This is a genomic window from Stenotrophobium rhamnosiphilum, assembly GCF_003052265.1.
Taxonomy (GTDB): Bacteria; Pseudomonadota; Gammaproteobacteria; order Nevskiales; family Nevskiaceae; genus Stenotrophobium; species Stenotrophobium rhamnosiphilum.
Genome location: NZ_QANS01000003.1, coordinates 426,100 through 441,306, shown reverse-complemented (window position 1 = coordinate 441,306; position 15,207 = coordinate 426,100). Strand labels below are relative to the sequence as shown.

Here is a 15,207-nt window from a genome sequence, read left to right as displayed (position 1 = left end):
CTTCGCTGCAAAAATTCGTTACCGTGTACGCCGACGCACAATAAAACTCATGTAATTGGAGATCAGAATGGCTGAAAAGAAATTAAACCCGGCGCTGTCGAAGCCACTGCAGCCGAGCCCAGAGCTGTCTGCCATCGTTGGCTCCGCTCCGTTGCCACGTTCAGAAATGACCAAGAAACTGTGGGACTACATCAAGGCTCACAATCTTCAGGACCCTAAAGACAAGCGCCAGATCATTGCTGACGCCGCGCTGAAGAAAGTGTTTGGCCAAGATTCAGCCAGCATGTTTGAAATGACCAAGCTGGTCAGCAAGCATATGAAGTAAGGCGAAAGCCTTTAAAAAATAGGCGCCTCTTGGCGCCTATTTTTTTGTCCATCGGATTATCGACTGCAATTGCCGGCAGGCGGCGGCACCAATGCTTCCAACGGCACTGAGTTCGCCATGATCAGCGTACCCACCGAATTGGGATGCAGCTGATCCGGAAAGTAATAAGGCACATTGGGTTGGCCCGGCAGCAGCGGGCTTTCCATCGCTTTATCAAAATCAGCCACGCCTTCGATATCGGTTTGCGCGCGAATCATCGCGTTGAGCTTTTGACGCTCCGGATCCATCATCGCTGCATCCCAAGGTGCAATCGGAGTGCCGATACGCGGCATGATGGTGCCGACCACAACGCACAAACCTGCCGCATGTGCGCGCTTGACCAGTGAGCGGATGCCCGCAAAAACATCTTCAGCTTTTGCGCCGTCGCTGAGATCGTTCGTACCTTCAAAAATCACAACCGATCGCACACCGGGGCGTTGCAACACATCTCGTTTAAAGCGCAGAACAGCAGGCGGCCCTTTGAATTCATCTCCGTCCGGGCTCGTGGCCGTAGTCACGGTGTTGCTGTTGATGCCCTCATTGAGCACGCCCATCGCAATGCCCGCGCTTTGCAAACGCTGAGCAAAAAAGTCCGGCCAACGCGTATTGGTTTCAGGGACGATGTAAGCGCCATCAGTAATTGAGTCACCAATAGCGACAATGGTGCCGGGGCTTTCTGGCGCGAGTACATCAAGGCCGGTGAGGAAGAACCAACCGACTGTCGGCTGGATAAAACTCAAACCTGTGACATCGCCAGTGACGTCGCCGCTGGAAGGCAGGCTGACGTAATTGAGAGCGAAGGAAACTGCGTGCCAGGTGATCGCTCCACTCTCGCCCTGCACATGAAATGAAATCGCCAGATCATCGCCGACGCCATACGAGAACGACGCCGGATCACTGATCGCTTCAGCGCCAGCAGCGACAGTGACGGAAGTGCGGCCATCAAACAAAACTGGCGTATCCGTATTAGGAACCAGCACAGGCCCAGTCACCAACAAACGTTTTGCGATGCGCACCGGGCTGAACGTGACGGGTTTATCGCCCATTAAATTGGAGAGACGAACACGAACCTGCTCGCCGCCAATTGTCGGATGCACAATCATGCGGAAGCTTTGATCCAAAGCGTGATTGTTAGGCAATGCAGTCGGAATCGGTGGCAGCGCAATTTCTGGCGGCAGCGGCAAAACTCCGCTGAGCGGCCCCAATGGATACGGCCCGTAAGGTGCAGCTCCCCACGCGCCAATCCAACCCGATTTGTTCTCGCTTGCGCCGTCTGGCGAAGACGATTGAGCGCAGCCTGACAAGCCAAGCACCACAACGCTTAGCAAGAGAAGCCCTTTTTTGATCGATGAAATTCGCACAGCATCTCCCCGATTTTTACGCAGGCTTTATAGAACGGCGTTTAGCCCATCAATGTTCAGTGTCCCAGCTTAAAACAGAACTCTGCCCGCGCTAAGGTCATTTACTGACGGCTGCGGGTGCCGCTGCGGCCAAAAGTCATCGAGGCGTACTCCCTACGGACGATGCTGGGGACCGGCCACAGTGGAAGCATGTGATCCGACTAAATTCATAAGAATCTGAGGAGTACGGACGTGGCTAGACTGAACAATAAAGTGGCGATCATCACCGGCGGTGCACGCGGCATGGGTGCGGCTACCGTGCGCCTGTTTGCTGCTGAGGGCGCAAAGGTTGTGATTGCCGACGTGCTCGATGCTGACGGCGAAAAGCTCGCCGCCGAACTCGCTGGCAAAGCGATCTTTGTGCATCACGATGTCACCAGCGAAGAAAGCTGGAGCAACGTCATCGCCAAAACCAAAGCGGCATTTGGCGACATTGATGTGCTGGTGAATAACGCGGGCGTGCTGTTGTTCAAGACGATTGCAACGACTGAGAAGTCTGACTTTGAGCGCGTGATCACCATCAATCTCACCGGCACTTTCCTCGGCACCAAAATCATCGGCGAACAGATGACAGCGCGCGGCAAAGGCAGCATCGTCAATATTTCTTCTGCCGACGGCATGAAGGGCGCCAATGGTCTTGGCGCTTACTGCGCCAGCAAATGGGGCATCCGCGGCCTGACGAAAGTGGCTGCGATGGAATATGGCCATAAAGGCGTGCGCGTGAACTCTGTACATCCGGGCGGCATCGACACCGCAATGGGCAACCCTTATGCCGAAGAGCGCGCAGAAGTGAACAAGCGTTACACCATGGTGCCCTTGCAGCGCGTTGGCGAACCAAACGAAGTGGCACAGACCAGTTTGTTCCTCGCCAGCGATGATTCTTCCTATCTCTGCGGCGCAGAAATCGCAGTAGATGGCGGTATGCTCGTAGGCCAGTACTATGTGGGCTTCCCCGGCGCGCCGGGAGTTTAAAAGTTCAAGGACGAACATCCATGTCGAGCGACACCTCTACCGAACGCGTCAGCCCCACTGCCTACGCAACGGGCTATATGTGGTATCGACTGGGGATGTCGCATCCGGCATTGGCGACGGCCGAAGGCAAGCGTTTGGATTTTGCCTTCGGCTTGCTGATGTATGGCGTCAAACGTGTGAGCGGCACTTCGTTCGACGCGATGATGATCGCAAGACACAAAGGCATCGACGCACGACTCGCACGGGCGATTGATCAGGGTCGTGTTGGACAAGTGATTGAGATTGCCGCCGGCTTATCACCACGCGGCATTAACTTTGCCAAACGCTACGGCAAAAAGATCACGTACATCGAAACCGATTTGGCGGCGATGGCCAATACCAAGCGCAAACTGCTCGATGATGCAGGTTTATTGTCTGACCATCATCGCGTTATCGAAATTGATGCGCTGAACGACAAAGGTCCGAAGTCACTCGCTGCCTTAGTCAAAACGTTGGATCCTAATGTCGGCACCGCCATCATTACCGAAGGATTGATGAGCTATCTCGACGGCGATACGGCGCGTGATGTGTGGCGTCGTTTTGCGCGCACGCTGAAGAAATTTCCGCACGGCTTGTATTTGTCCGACGTCTATATCCGCGGCGAACACGACGTAGGCTCGAAAGCCTTTGGTGCTGTGCTGGGAAGATTTGTGAAGGGAAAAATTCACGTTCACTTTGAAGCGGCATCACAAGCCATTCAAGCCTTACGCAGTTCTGGTTTCCGCACCACCGCCGTCCACGAGCCACGCGATATTCCTGAAACGCGTGAGATCGCTGCAACCAAGGGCGCGGATCGAGTTCGCGTTCTTGAGGCAACCACGTAAAGTAGCGGCATTGCCTCCCACAGGGACGTCGCATGGAACATATTTTTGGCATCGACTGGCACGCGCTGTTTGTGCCGAACACCACACTTGCCGAAGTCATCATTCGCGGCACGCTGATTTATCTGCTGCTGTTTTTCCTGATGCGCTTCATGCGCCGCGAAGCTGGGCAGATCGGCATTGCTGATGTGCTGGTTGTAGTGGTGATTGCTGACGCCGCGCAGAACGGCATGGCCGGGCCTTACAACTCGATCACTGAAGGTGTGGTTCTGATTCTCACGATCACCTTTTGGGATTACGCCTTGGATTGGCTGGGCTATCACGTGCCTGTATTCGGCAGATTGATTCACCCCAAACCACTCCCCTTGATCAAAGATGGCCGCATGCTGTTACGCAATATGCGACGCGAGCTCATCACTCAAGAAGAACTGCAAAGCCGCCTTCGTGAAGAAGGTGTTGAACATATGCATGAAGTGAAAAACTGTTATATGGAAGGCGACGGCAGAATCAGCGTCATCAGCAAAAACAAATAAGGAGTCTTAAACATGACTATTCATCTTGATGCTGTTCCGGTTGTTTCATTGATTGCTGGCGTACTGATCTTGGTACAGCCCAAGCTTCTGAACTACATCGTTGCGATTTATTTGATCATCGTTGGCGTCATCGGCCTTATTCACTAAAAGGAGCGCAGAGATGCCTCGCATCAATGTCACTGACGACCTTGGTAGTTGGATGTCTTTGCAGCCGGATATGGCGCCAGGCCTAGTCGCGCTTAGCGATGCGGTTTATGCAAAATCAAAACTTCCGCTGCGCGTACATGAAATTGCACGCATGCGGATTGCACTAGCAAACGGCTGCGAGGTTTGTCGCAATGCACGTTACGCTGAAGCCGCCGAAGAAAAGCTCGACGAAGCGTTTTATAGAAACGTACTCGACTGGCCTAACTGGTCGGGATACAACACGCGCGAACGCCTCGCTGCGGAATATGCAGAAGGCTATGCTCAAGATCATCTGGGACTGCGTGAAGACAACGAGTTCTGGTTACGCTTTCGCGAGAACTTCAGCGACGCAGAAATTGTTGATCTCGTGCTGTGCTGCACGCTGTGGCTCGGCGCAGGCCGCACCATGCGCGTGCTTGATGTTGGTCAAACCTGCTCGCTCACGATGAGTCGCAAGGCTGCTGCGTAGCGCTACAACTCGTAGCGCACGCCGGTGAGCTTCTCGCATTCTGCCCAGAGTCGCTGACGCAATACAGGATCAAGCGCGGACTTGGATGGCTTCACGATTTTTGGATCGCCTTTCATTTCGCCCACGCCATCTGGACCAAAGAAAGTTCCGCTGCGCACAGCATCTGCTGCTGCCGCATGCAGAATCGGCAATGCGCCACGACCTTGCGGCTGGCTCATCCATTTCATCGCCACCCAGAACGCTGCGGCTTCTGCGTAGTCGCGAATGCGGCGATGTTTTTCAGTCGCACGCGCATCACCTAAACCTGTACGCGCAACACCGGGATGCGCGGCCAATGCTGAGAGTGCGATGCCCGATTGCTTTGCGCGCTCGTGCAGTTCCATTGCCAATACCAGACAAGCGAGCTTGGCTTGGTTGTATGCACGCTGTGGTTCGTAGCTACGCTCGGCCTGCAGATCTCTGAAATCGATGCTGGCGTGTCGATGTACCAAACTCGAAACCCAAACGACGCGCGGCGCGCTGCTACGACGCAGGCTCTCTAACAGCTGGCCGTCCAGTGCGAAATGTCCGAGTACGTTGACGCCGAATTTCAATTCGAAACCATCTGCAGTGACGCGACGCTCTAGCGGCGGCAGAATGCCGGCGTTGTTCACCAGAATATCGAGCGGCTCACCATCTGCACGTAGCGTATCGGCAAAGCCACGAATCTCAGCAAGGTCGGCCAGATCAAGTGCGCGAAACTCAACGTGCACGCCGAACATACTTTCACGAATTTTCTTAACTGCAGCTTGTCCGCCTTCAACATTGCGATCAGCCAAAATAACGTGCGCGCCCATTGCAGCAAGACCTGCTGCAGTTTCATATCCGAGACCACTCGCAGCGCCGGTCACCAATGCGCGTTTGCCGTCCAGCTTGGGTAAGTTCTTACGGCACCAATCTAATGTTGTCATCGTGACCTTCTTTGCTCAGGGTGAAGCAGGCGCTTGAACCATCGCCACATCATTCGGAGGGTGTAATACGCAAGAAGTTCCGCCCGGGGTGTACATCATCACCACACATTGATTACAAGCCGTGCAGCCTGAGACTGTAGCTTCGCCACTTTTGAATTTATTAACGAGTTGCGGATCGTGTAGCAGCGCGCGACCCATCACCACCGTATCAAAACCATCGGACATGATCTGTTCGATACCCGACATAGTCTTGGCGCCGCCCAAGTAGGCCAGCGGCATTTTTACTGCGGCGCGTACTTTGCGTGAATGTTCCAAGAAATAGAGTTCGCGGAACGGCACTTTGGGCTCCCACAGTTTCATCATGCGGGTAGCGAATTTGATGATTTTGTTGTCGATCACATCGGTCGCAGCTTTCGGCATATTGCTGCCGAAGATGGTCCACGGCGATTCCACGTTCATGCCGCCACTGAGTACCAGCATGTGCGCGCCTGCGGCCTCCAGAACTTTAGCGACCTGCACGGCATCTTCGGCGGTAGCACCGCCTCGGGCCCCTTCGGTCACGCAGATCTTGCAGGTCACTGCCATCTCCTTGCCTACAGCGTCTAATACGCTACGCAAGATCAATGCCGGGTAACGCGCACGCTCAGCAGCAGTCTTGCCGCCGTACTGATCACGACGCTTGTTATAGATCGGTGAGATGAACTGGCTGAGCAAGTAACCGTGGCCCATGTGAATCTCGACTGCGTCGAAGCCTGCCACTTTGGCGCGACGCGCAGCAGCAACAAACTCGCCGCACACACGCTCCAAATCCGCGTTGCTCATTTCAGTTTTGAAAAAGCGGCCACTAATTGCGCCTGGCGGATTGAATCCACCGGACGAGCTGAGCGGATATTTGGTTGAGAGATTCGGCACAAACGTGAATGCGCCGCCGTGAGTGATCTGCGCACAGGCAAGGCCACCTTCGGCATGCACCGCATCCGTCAGCACTCGTAGATGCTTGATGCTGGGTTCGTCGAGCGTGACCTGATCTTCAAACGTGCGGCCATCAGCGCTCACCGAGCAGTACGCGACGGTGGTCATGGCAGCACCACCTGCCGCCATGCGGCGATGATGCTCAACCAGCATTTTTGAAGGGATGCCGCCTTTGGCCACGCCTTCATTAGTCGCAGATTTAATAAAGCGGTTGCGCAGTTTCAGTGGGCCAATCTGAATGGGTTCGAACGCGGCGCTGGTAGAAGCGGAGGACGTCATAAGTGCTCGGGCATCGGAGTACGCAAAGGATGATCTGATGCTGCGGGGTCTGCCTCTTTATGGCTTCGTCCGAATGGAGTGCAGCCGAAATCTGGCTGTCATCAAGGCATTGCACGATATGGCACCCTATTTGCTGGGTTGTTTTATCGCCCGCCGACAAGATCATCCCATGAGCCCACGCGCCACTACGAAACGCCGTCCACCGATGACGGGACTGGTGCTGACCGCTGGCGGTGCGCGCGGCGCGTATCAGGCCGGCGTGCTCAAACGCATCAGCGAGATCAAAGCGTTCAAGCGCGGGCCCTCGCCATTTCAAATCATCGCGGGCGCATCTGCGGGCGCGATCAATGGCGCGACGCTGGCCTGCCATCAATCCAATCTGCAACAAGGCGCAGAGACGCTGGCCAGGCTTTGGGGTGAACTCAACTTCGATAGCGTCGTGCGTTATGACTTACCCACAATGGCCAACACCGCACGCAAGATGGTGATGGATATGGCCTTGGGTGGAATCATCGGCGGCGGTCGTCTTGATGCCTTGATGAACACCGCACCGCTGCGCGCGTTTCTCGGCGCGCACATGGATTTCTCAAGCATCAATGATTCAATCAAGCGCGGTCACCTCTATGCGCTCGCGATCACCGCGACGGGATATCACTCCGGAAAGTCTTACACCTTTGTGCAGGGCGCCAACAAACATCCGCTCTGGAATAAAAGCCGTCGCGTCGCGTTGCAGACCGAGATGACGCTGGAGCATGTGTGCGCCTCCGCGGCGATCCCCGTGGTGTTTCCGCCCGTACCACTCTCGGTCAATGGCGGCACGGCTTACTTTGGCGACGGCGCACTGCGACTGACGACACCACTAAGCCCCGCGATACGTTTAGGCGCAACGCGCTTGCTAGCGATTGGTGTGCGTTGCGCCAACGCTGCCGACGATCTGTTGCGAACAGAACTTGCGCAGGGCGATGGTGTAGCGCCTGAGCACATGCAGCGGCCGCCGCTATCGCAAATTCTCGGCGTGTTCATGAATGCGATTTTTCTGGATCATCTCGACGCGGACCTTGATCATCTCAAGCGCATGAATGATCTGATCTCAGCTTATCCACCGCGTCTGCGTGGCAAGCCAACGCATGCAGTGAGCGAGCCCATGCGCATTGTGAAGCCGCTATCGATTTCGCCGTCAGAAGACATCGCAGTACTCGCCAAGACCTTGGCCCATCGCATGCCACGCACCTTGCGCTATGTGATGGATGGTCTTGGAACGCCAGATGCCAAGAGTGCAGATTTAACCAGCTTCCTGCTGTTTGATTCGGCGTTTACGCGTGAGCTCATTCAACTGGGCTATCGCGATACTGCGAAGCGTGCGGATGAGATTGAAGCGTTTTTGATGGAGTGAAGCACGCCCATGTTCATGGGTGAGCAGGCTCCGCGAGCACTACTCGCGGAGCCTGCGAACGCCCGCACATGAATGTGCGGGCGGGGTTTTCAAACAGAAATGAAGCTGCGCCATGGATGGCGAGATTGAATTAATAAGTAAGTGAAAACTCGCGAGCATTGCTCGCGAGTTTTCTCAGCCCAGAAACGCCTGTCCACCATCGAGCGCAATGCTCTGGCCATTCACGTAACGGCTATCTTCCGTGCACAGCGCAACAACGAAGCGGCCAATGTCTTGCTCGCAATCACCAACGCGCTTGGTCGGAACCGTGTCAATAAATGCAGCGGATTCTTCTGGACGTTCACGGGTCCACCAATCCATCGCAGGCGAATTCGCCAGCGGCAGAATGACGTTGGTGCGAATGCCGTCTTTGCCCCACTCACCAGCGGCGGCGCGGCTCAGCGAGCGGATTGCTTCTTTCACTGCGGAATAAGCGCCGTAGCCGCTCATGTCCCAGCGCTTGGCTGCGGGCGAGCCGAGATTGATGATGCAGCCATCACCTTTGAGATGCGGATAGCACAGCTTCATCAAGCGGAAAGTGGCGAGCGGGCCAGACTCCCAACCTGCAGCAAAAGCTTCCTCAGTCACTCCATTGAGTGCGCCCAGCGGAACTTCTTGTGCGTTGTTGACGAGGATGTTGAGGCCGCCGAATTCTTCGACCGTTCTTTTAACAGCATCGCTCAGAGATGCGGCGTCTTTCACTTCGCAAGCCAGTGCCAATGCTTTGCCACCGCGGCGAACAATTTCAGCAGCGGTCGCTTCGACCTTGGCCAAAGTACGACCGGTCACCACGACGGCTGCGCCCTCACCTGCGAGTGCGAAGGCAATGCCCTGACCAACGCCCTGACCTGCACCGGTTACGAATGCCACTTTTCCTTGCAGCTTTGCCATCGCCATCTCCCCTGTTGTTATGCGTGCGCGCAGCGAGTCGAATCGCCATCTATCAGGTACTAAGTGTGGAGGTCAGCCGCAGGTGATGTCCTAACCCGGCTGAGGTAGTTGCTGAACGGCTGAAATAGGCAGTTGTAGGGGCTTCACCCTCAGCGCTGGTTTGGCGTAATCTGAGCTCAAGATGGCGGGGGCACAGCACCCCACCCGAATAAGTGGATAACGTGAGCTGACCTAGCAATGAGCACGTGCCTTGATCTCAAGTCGCCAAGTTGAGCTCGTGGAAACAATATGAAAACGCCGGCCGTCAATGTCGGCAGCACGTAGGATCTTTGTGATGAAATTTTTTGGGCCCGAGGCAGAGGGCGAAGACACCGAAACGATCCGCACGACCTTCCGCTTGGTCGTGCAGCGCAGCACCTTTCTTATTGCTGCCGTGTGCCTGTTTGATTCTGCAATGTTCTACTCCATTGGCGACGAGCAATGGTGGTGGTGCCTCTCCGTCAGCCTGGCCTGCCTTCCCGCCTATTACTTTGTTGACCTGAAACGCTCGTTCCCAGTCTTTCTCGTCACCGTATTGCTGATCATTGCCGTCATTATCTGGTACGGCACACACGTCGCCTTACGCTTTGGCAGTGGCATCAACTTTCATTTCAAACTGATTGCCATCCTTCCCTTAATTGCGGTCAGCGGGCGCATGTCGGTGCGCGCCAAGTGGATCGCCATGGTGGCGTTTACCGCGTGGATGATCTATCTCGATTATCGCGTCACGCTGACGCCAAACTCGCCACTGTTGAATCCGCTGGTTTCCGAGTTCATGCGCGCCTTGAACTATGGCCTACCCCTCTTAGTTATCGCAGCTGTGGTTCTGCACTACTTTCAGCTCGTCACTGAACAGCAAGCACTGCTCAAAGAACACGCCACCACCGATCCACTCACTGGCCTGATGAATCGACGCCGACTCCGTGAAGTCTGGACGCTGGCTGAGGCGGATGGACGTCGCGGTAGCTTTCCACTGTCGATAGTTCTGTGCGATGTCGATCGCTTCAAATCGATCAATGACACTTACGGACACGATGTGGGCGACGGCGTGCTGCAACAGCTGGGTCAGGCGCTGCGCAACGAAGTCCGCATGACAGATAGCGTTTGTCGTTGGGGCGGAGAAGAATTTCTATTGTTGCTTCCACACTCCGATAGCGTGCAAGCCATGGTCACTGCCAATCGCATTCGCGAGAACATTGCGGCGATGCCACTGCAAATTGGTGGACATACATTGAATGTGACCATCACGATGGGCGTGGCCACGCTGCAACATGAAGAAAAGTTTGAAGACGCTGCACATCGTGCAGACGTGGCGCTCTATGCCGGTAAAGCTGCGGGCCGCAACCGCACGATGGCAGCTGCGACCCACTATCCGGCGCTGTGAAGCCGGACTTCTGCGTTTAGAAAATCTTCGGCAAGAAGCGCGGCACGCGTTTTTGATATTCCGGATAGCTCGGATATTTTCCGGCCTGAATGTTCTCACTCAGATTTGAACTGGCGCGGAACAGCATGATCAGCAGCAAGCTACCCGCGATGGTCCAGTTCAGCAGTCCCGTCGCGGAAACGCTGAACAGGAAGAATGTCACCCACAGCGATTGCTCAGCAAAATAATTGGGATGACGTGAGCGTGACCACAAGCCCGTGCTGATAAAGCCGTTGGCGTAATCACCGTCGAGATTCTGGCCCGCTTTGATGCGGCGCTTCTTCTCGTTCTGGAATTTCTGCTGCTGTTCATCAGCCAGCGATTCCATCAACACGAAGCCAATAAACAATGCGGCGATGGCGTAGTCCACCAACGTTGGTTCGCCCGTGCCATGCAACAACACAATCGGCAACGCGAGCCCCAGCAGCAGTGCGTTTTGGTAGAGGGAGATAAAGCCCAAATCAAACAGCGCCCACATCACAGGATTGCCAAGGCCCGGCATCTTGCGGACATGTTCCCAGCGATAGTCTTCATTGCCGGTCCAGAATTTCCAGCTGTAACCCCCGTGGCGTGCAAAGTTGAACGTCAGACGAATGCCCCACACCGTCGCAACGCTCGCCGCCAACACCATGCGCGGCTCCATGCCGCCTTGCACCGTCGCGACCCAAGCGTAGAGCACGGGCACTAGGCTCCAGAGCTTGTCGACCTGCGAGAAGTTGCGGGAGATTTCGCCGACGATAAAACACAGCGCTGCGATCACCAGCATCACTTTCGTCACGCTGCAGAACAGAATTTTCTGCGCGTCGGTGATGGGTAAATCGACTTTGAATGCGAGAACGCCAATCACGATGAGTGTGGCGATATATAACAGTGCAGACTTGAGCATCGTTCTCTCCATAAACAAACGCCGCCCGTAGGCGGCGTTTGTTGTTATACGACTTTGATCAGGCAGCAGCGCCTAATTGAGCAGGCTTCTGCTTCGCTTCTTCCGCAATCACCTTGGCAGCAACATAACCAAACGCCATCGCAGGACCCAGCGTTGAACCAGCGCCCGGATAGGTTGCGCCCATCACTGGTGCTGAGGTGTTACCCGTTGCAAAGAGGCCGGCAATCACGCTGCCATCTTCACGCAGCACGCGTGCCTGTGCGTCGGTGACCAAACCGCCCTTGGTGCCGATCTCGCCCGGATACATCTGCACAGCGTAGAACGGTGCTTTAACAATTGGGCCGAGGCATGAATTTGGTTTGACGCTTGGATCGCTGTAATAACGATCAATCGACGTCGTGCCTTTACCGAACTGAGGATCAACGCCTTTCTCTGCGAAGCCGTTCATGTCGGTGACAGTCTGCTTGAGGCCATTGACGTCAACTTTGATTTTGGCCGCGAGCTCTTCAATGCTGCCTGCCTTGAAGTAAACCTTGTCGAGCCAATTTTTCGGCAGGCTTGCATCCGGTTCGATCTGACCCGGCAAGAAAATACCCATCGGATATTTGTAGCGGAAGGTCGCATCAAAGATCAGCCAGCATGGCGCAGTGCCATTGCCTTTCGCATCGTCGGCGTACATCGCATCACGAAAATCTGGATACGGCGCAGCTTCGTTGGTGAAGCGCTTGCCCTTGCTGTTCACAGCCACGCAACCCGGCATGCCGCGCTCGATGAACAACGTGATCTGTTGCTCAGTGCCCGGCTTCCTCACCGTCGGTGAGCCCCAAACCTTATCCATGTGCTTGAGCGCAGCGCCGATGTTTTGGCCAGCGAGAATGCCATCGCCGTGATTGATGGGTGGCGCAGCGGTCCATTCGATGGTGGTCGGCTTGGCCAGATACTGGTCACGCATTTTCTGATTCGATTCAAAACCACCGCAGGCCAGCACCACACCGTGGCGCGCGCCGTAGCGCAGCTTGCGACCTTTCTGAATCACGTTCACGCCAACAACGCGGCCGTTTTCAGTGATCAAAGAATCCATGCCGGTTTCAAGAACCAGCGGCACATTCTTCTGCATCATTGCGTAACGCAGTGCAGAGACCATGCCCTGACCCAGCACCTGACGACGATCGCGATGCGTCTTGAAACGCCAACCGAGATCGAACCAATACTTGAGCAACATTTTGACCGTCAGCATCACCCAACCTGGTGAGCGTGAGAACAACACATGCGCTTCGCGCTGAGTCATTGCGATACGGCCCATCAACAGCGTGCCTTTGAAAGCTTCGCGCTGCTTATCGAATTCTGCGCCGAGCAACGACGCATCAAAATCCACCGGTTCCATCGAACGCTGACCGTCTTTACCGCCGGTCTTGTTCGGATAGTAGTCCGGGTACTTCGGCACGTTGGTGTACTTAACGCCGAAGGTGTTGCGCATGTAGCGCACCATTTCTGGCGCGTGCTTCAAATACGCTTCAATACGTTCCACCGGCACTTCTGGGCCGATGCAGGTTTTGAGATAGGTGAGCGCTTCATCGTACGAGTCACTGCCGCCATTCGGCGCAATGTCATCGTTACAAGGAATCCAGATACCACCGCCAGACACAGCCGACGTGCCGCCGTACTTGTCGGATTTTTCCAACACGACGGACGACAGGCCATGCGACTGCGCAACCAGCGCAGCGGTCATGCCACCGCCACCGGAACCGACGACGATGACGTCGAACTGTTGATCAAAATTATCTGAACTGCTCATGCTCTCTCGCCCCAATTTTTTGACTGCATATTCACAGCATGTTCTTTTGTAGGAGCGCCTCTTAGGCGCGATGGCTCAATCGCCAATCGCGCCTAAGAGGCGCTCCCACACACAAGATCAGATGAAATAATCTGTGTTGTCGCGACCCAGCAGGTAACCACCGAAGTTACGCCCGAACTGCTCAGGGTTGTTCGCGTAGTGACCACGCGCTGCCATGATGTCGGTCATGTAACGATGCAGTGGGAAGTCGAGGAAAATGCCGCGACCGCCGCAAGCCGAGAACAGCTGGTAAGCGTGCTTGGCGCTGCGCTCAACAACCTGCGAAGCCTGATGACGGAACAGCAAACGCTGCCTGATATCGTCGAGTGGCTGACCAGCACGAACCTTGCTCATCAGCACGTCGAAGTTGCGATGCAGGATCAACTTCATCTCATCAATCGCGAGTGCGGTTTCAGCTGCGGCCAACTGCGCCGGTGCCTGCTCCGAAGTCTTGTTGCCCATGTCGCCAACGCGAACCTGTGCGAATTCGAGGAAGGTGTCGAGTGCGCCTTGCAGACCACCAATCGCAGCCGATGAAACGGCGCGAACGAAGATCTGACCGAATGGCAGTTTGTAGATGTCTGACGTGAAGGTGTCGCGGCCTGGGTTGGTGCCCATGAAGCCGTCGCTCGCTTTGTGCGTGCGGTATTCCGGCACGAACACATCTTTAACGACGATGTCCTTGGAGCCGGTGCCCTTCAGACCCATTACGTGCCAGGTGTCGACGATTTCGTAGTCGGACTTCGGCAGCAAGAAGGTGCGGTATTCAGGTGGCTGGCCGGGGTTGAAGATCAAACCGCCGAGGAAAACCCAGTCGCAATGATCGATACCGCTGGAGAAACCCCAACGACCGCTAAATTTGAAACCGCCTTCAACCGGCGTGACCTGGCCTTTCGGCATGTAGGTCGAAGCGATCAGTGTCTTGTGGTCCTTGCCGAACACATCCTGCGCGGCCTTCGGATCGAACAGAGCGATCTGCCAGTTATGTACGCCGATAACGCCGTAGATCCACGCCGTCGACATACAGCCCTCAGCCAAGGTCATGCAGACGTCGTAAAACACCTGCGGGTCCATCTCGTAGCCGCCGTACTGCTTAGGCTTGAGCACATCAAACAGGCCAGCGGCCTGCATGTCAGCGACGGTCTCAACCGGCACTTTGCGATCACGCTCAGTCTGAGCGGCGCGCTCTTTCAATTTAGGCACCAAAGCGCGGGCGCTTTGCACCAACGATTCAGCGGTGACGGTGTTCGACTTGGCTTGCATGAAAATCTCCTGCGCGCCCGCAAAAACGCGGACTTTTTATGATGCAGAGAGGTTTTCACACGGGCCTTGCTGGGGCATCCCCCAAAATGATTAGTGCGGGGTGGGAGTTCTGGGGGTTTTGCCCTCGTTTGGGGCGAGTTTGGCTTCCCTCTCCCCATGCTTTTTATGGAGAGAGAGATTGATGAGGGCATGGATGCCCGAAGTAGAGCAACGCAGGAGCAGTTGCCGAGGGTGAGGGGCCAGTTCGTAGGGTGGGTAGAGCGAAGCGAAACCCACCGTTTGTTTGCGCTTCTTGGCCACTGCCTGTTGGTCTTTGAGGTGGCGTGTTTCGCACGCCGTGCGAGTCACTTTCTTTGCTTGTGCAAAGAAAGTAACCAAAGAAAACACACCCTGCGTACGCGCTCCCACAAAAAGACGTGGGAGTTCCCTGTGCTTCTCGTCTTGGACGGGGTGC

The 15,207-nt window shown here is 55.5% G+C and carries 15 protein-coding genes; 8 read left to right on the top strand and 7 right to left on the bottom strand.

Translation table 11 applies throughout. The features are described 5' to 3' along the window. Positions 1-67: 67 nt before the first annotated feature. Complete coding sequence (locus CJD38_RS09585; protein WP_107940108.1) at positions 68-325, top strand: SWIB/MDM2 domain-containing protein; 258 nt, start codon at positions 68-70, stop codon at positions 323-325. Positions 326-381: 56 nt separating this feature from the next. Here the strand turns inward: CJD38_RS09585 and CJD38_RS09580 are convergent, their stop codons facing one another. Further along, positions 382-1,725 carry a GDSL-type esterase/lipase family protein gene (locus CJD38_RS09580; RefSeq protein ID WP_107940107.1) on the bottom strand — a complete coding sequence of 448 codons (1,344 nt, stop codon included), beginning with the start codon at positions 1,723-1,725 and terminating at the stop codon, positions 382-384. Positions 1,726-1,956: 231 nt separating this feature from the next. Between CJD38_RS09580 and CJD38_RS09575 the strand changes: the two genes are divergently transcribed. Genes CJD38_RS09575 through CJD38_RS09555 form a run of 5 tightly spaced genes read left to right on the top strand, consistent with a single transcriptional unit; the run spans position 1,957 to position 4,784 of the window. Further along, a complete protein-coding gene (locus tag CJD38_RS09575) occupies positions 1,957-2,736 on the top strand; it encodes a glucose 1-dehydrogenase (protein ID WP_107940106.1) in 780 nt (259 codons plus the stop codon). A gap of 20 nt (positions 2,737-2,756) precedes the next feature. After that, a complete protein-coding gene (locus tag CJD38_RS09570; protein WP_107940105.1) occupies positions 2,757-3,599 on the top strand; it encodes a class I SAM-dependent methyltransferase in 843 nt (280 codons plus the stop codon). 32 nt (positions 3,600-3,631) lie between these two features. Next, complete coding sequence (locus CJD38_RS09565) at positions 3,632-4,129, top strand: DUF421 domain-containing protein (RefSeq protein WP_107940104.1); 498 nt, start codon at positions 3,632-3,634, stop codon at positions 4,127-4,129. 12 nt (positions 4,130-4,141) lie between these two features. Beyond that, complete coding sequence (locus CJD38_RS09560; protein WP_107940103.1) at positions 4,142-4,276, top strand: DUF3096 domain-containing protein; 135 nt, start codon at positions 4,142-4,144, stop codon at positions 4,274-4,276. Positions 4,277-4,289: 13 nt separating this feature from the next. After that, a complete protein-coding gene (locus CJD38_RS09555) occupies positions 4,290-4,784 on the top strand; it encodes a carboxymuconolactone decarboxylase family protein (protein ID WP_107940102.1) in 495 nt (164 codons plus the stop codon). A 2-nt stretch (positions 4,785-4,786) separates the two neighbouring features. Here CJD38_RS09555 and CJD38_RS09550 read toward each other — a convergent pair whose 3' ends face one another. Then, the gene (locus CJD38_RS09550; RefSeq protein ID WP_107940101.1) at positions 4,787-5,734 is read right to left on the bottom strand and encodes an oxidoreductase; all 948 of its coding nucleotides are present in this window, start codon (positions 5,732-5,734) and stop codon (positions 4,787-4,789) included. 15 nt (positions 5,735-5,749) lie between these two features. Beyond that, on the bottom strand, positions 5,750-6,985 hold the full coding sequence (locus tag CJD38_RS09545) for an NADH:flavin oxidoreductase (RefSeq protein ID WP_107940100.1): 1,236 nt from the start codon (positions 6,983-6,985) through the stop codon (positions 5,750-5,752). A gap of 37 nt (positions 6,986-7,022) precedes the next feature. Between CJD38_RS09545 and CJD38_RS09540 the strand changes: the two genes are divergently transcribed. Further along, entirely contained in the window at positions 7,023-8,378 is a 1,356-nt protein-coding gene (locus tag CJD38_RS09540; protein WP_240783583.1) for a patatin-like phospholipase family protein, read from the top strand. A gap of 174 nt (positions 8,379-8,552) precedes the next feature. On the opposite strand, the gene CJD38_RS09535 is transcribed toward CJD38_RS09540, so the two are convergent. Then, the gene (locus tag CJD38_RS09535) at positions 8,553-9,308 is read right to left on the bottom strand and encodes an SDR family NAD(P)-dependent oxidoreductase (RefSeq protein WP_107940355.1); all 756 of its coding nucleotides are present in this window, start codon (positions 9,306-9,308) and stop codon (positions 8,553-8,555) included. 334 nt (positions 9,309-9,642) lie between these two features. Between CJD38_RS09535 and CJD38_RS09530 the strand changes: the two genes are divergently transcribed. Continuing rightward, positions 9,643-10,731, top strand: coding sequence for a GGDEF domain-containing protein (locus CJD38_RS09530; RefSeq protein ID WP_161554202.1), 1,089 nt, complete (start codon positions 9,643-9,645; stop codon positions 10,729-10,731). 16 nt (positions 10,732-10,747) lie between these two features. On the opposite strand, the gene CJD38_RS09525 is transcribed toward CJD38_RS09530, so the two are convergent. From CJD38_RS09525 to CJD38_RS09515, 3 genes are all read right to left on the bottom strand, one after another. Next, entirely contained in the window at positions 10,748-11,656 is a 909-nt protein-coding gene (locus CJD38_RS09525) for a DUF1295 domain-containing protein (RefSeq protein ID WP_161554201.1), read from the bottom strand. A gap of 58 nt (positions 11,657-11,714) precedes the next feature. Then, on the bottom strand, positions 11,715-13,451 hold the full coding sequence (locus CJD38_RS09520) for an FAD-dependent oxidoreductase (RefSeq protein WP_107940097.1): 1,737 nt from the start codon (positions 13,449-13,451) through the stop codon (positions 11,715-11,717). A 117-nt stretch (positions 13,452-13,568) separates the two neighbouring features. Next, positions 13,569-14,753 (bottom strand): flavin-dependent monooxygenase, encoded by a 1,185-nt coding sequence (locus tag CJD38_RS09515; protein ID WP_107940096.1) that lies wholly within the window; start codon positions 14,751-14,753, stop codon positions 13,569-13,571. Between the last annotated feature and the right edge of the window lie 454 nt (positions 14,754-15,207).

Coding starts and splice junctions, on each gene's coding strand:
- CJD38_RS09520 (WP_107940097.1), bottom strand. CDS start 13,451: ATGAGCAGTTCAGATAATTTTGATCAACAGTTCGACGTCATCGTCGTC.
- CJD38_RS09530 (WP_161554202.1), top strand. CDS start 9,643: ATGAAATTTTTTGGGCCCGAGGCAGAGGGCGAAGACACCGAAACGATC.
- CJD38_RS09560 (WP_107940103.1), top strand. CDS start 4,142: ATGACTATTCATCTTGATGCTGTTCCGGTTGTTTCATTGATTGCTGGC.
- CJD38_RS09585 (WP_107940108.1), top strand. CDS start 68: ATGGCTGAAAAGAAATTAAACCCGGCGCTGTCGAAGCCACTGCAGCCG.
- CJD38_RS09555 (WP_107940102.1), top strand. CDS start 4,290: ATGCCTCGCATCAATGTCACTGACGACCTTGGTAGTTGGATGTCTTTG.
- CJD38_RS09525 (WP_161554201.1), bottom strand. CDS start 11,656: ATGCTCAAGTCTGCACTGTTATATATCGCCACACTCATCGTGATTGGC.
- CJD38_RS09515 (WP_107940096.1), bottom strand. CDS start 14,753: ATGCAAGCCAAGTCGAACACCGTCACCGCTGAATCGTTGGTGCAAAGC.
- CJD38_RS09535 (WP_107940355.1), bottom strand. CDS start 9,308: ATGGCAAAGCTGCAAGGAAAAGTGGCATTCGTAACCGGTGCAGGTCAG.
- CJD38_RS09550 (WP_107940101.1), bottom strand. CDS start 5,734: ATGACAACATTAGATTGGTGCCGTAAGAACTTACCCAAGCTGGACGGC.
- CJD38_RS09565 (WP_107940104.1), top strand. CDS start 3,632: ATGGAACATATTTTTGGCATCGACTGGCACGCGCTGTTTGTGCCGAAC.
- CJD38_RS09540 (WP_240783583.1), top strand. CDS start 7,023: ATGCTGCGGGGTCTGCCTCTTTATGGCTTCGTCCGAATGGAGTGCAGC.
- CJD38_RS09570 (WP_107940105.1), top strand. CDS start 2,757: ATGTCGAGCGACACCTCTACCGAACGCGTCAGCCCCACTGCCTACGCA.
- CJD38_RS09545 (WP_107940100.1), bottom strand. CDS start 6,985: ATGACGTCCTCCGCTTCTACCAGCGCCGCGTTCGAACCCATTCAGATT.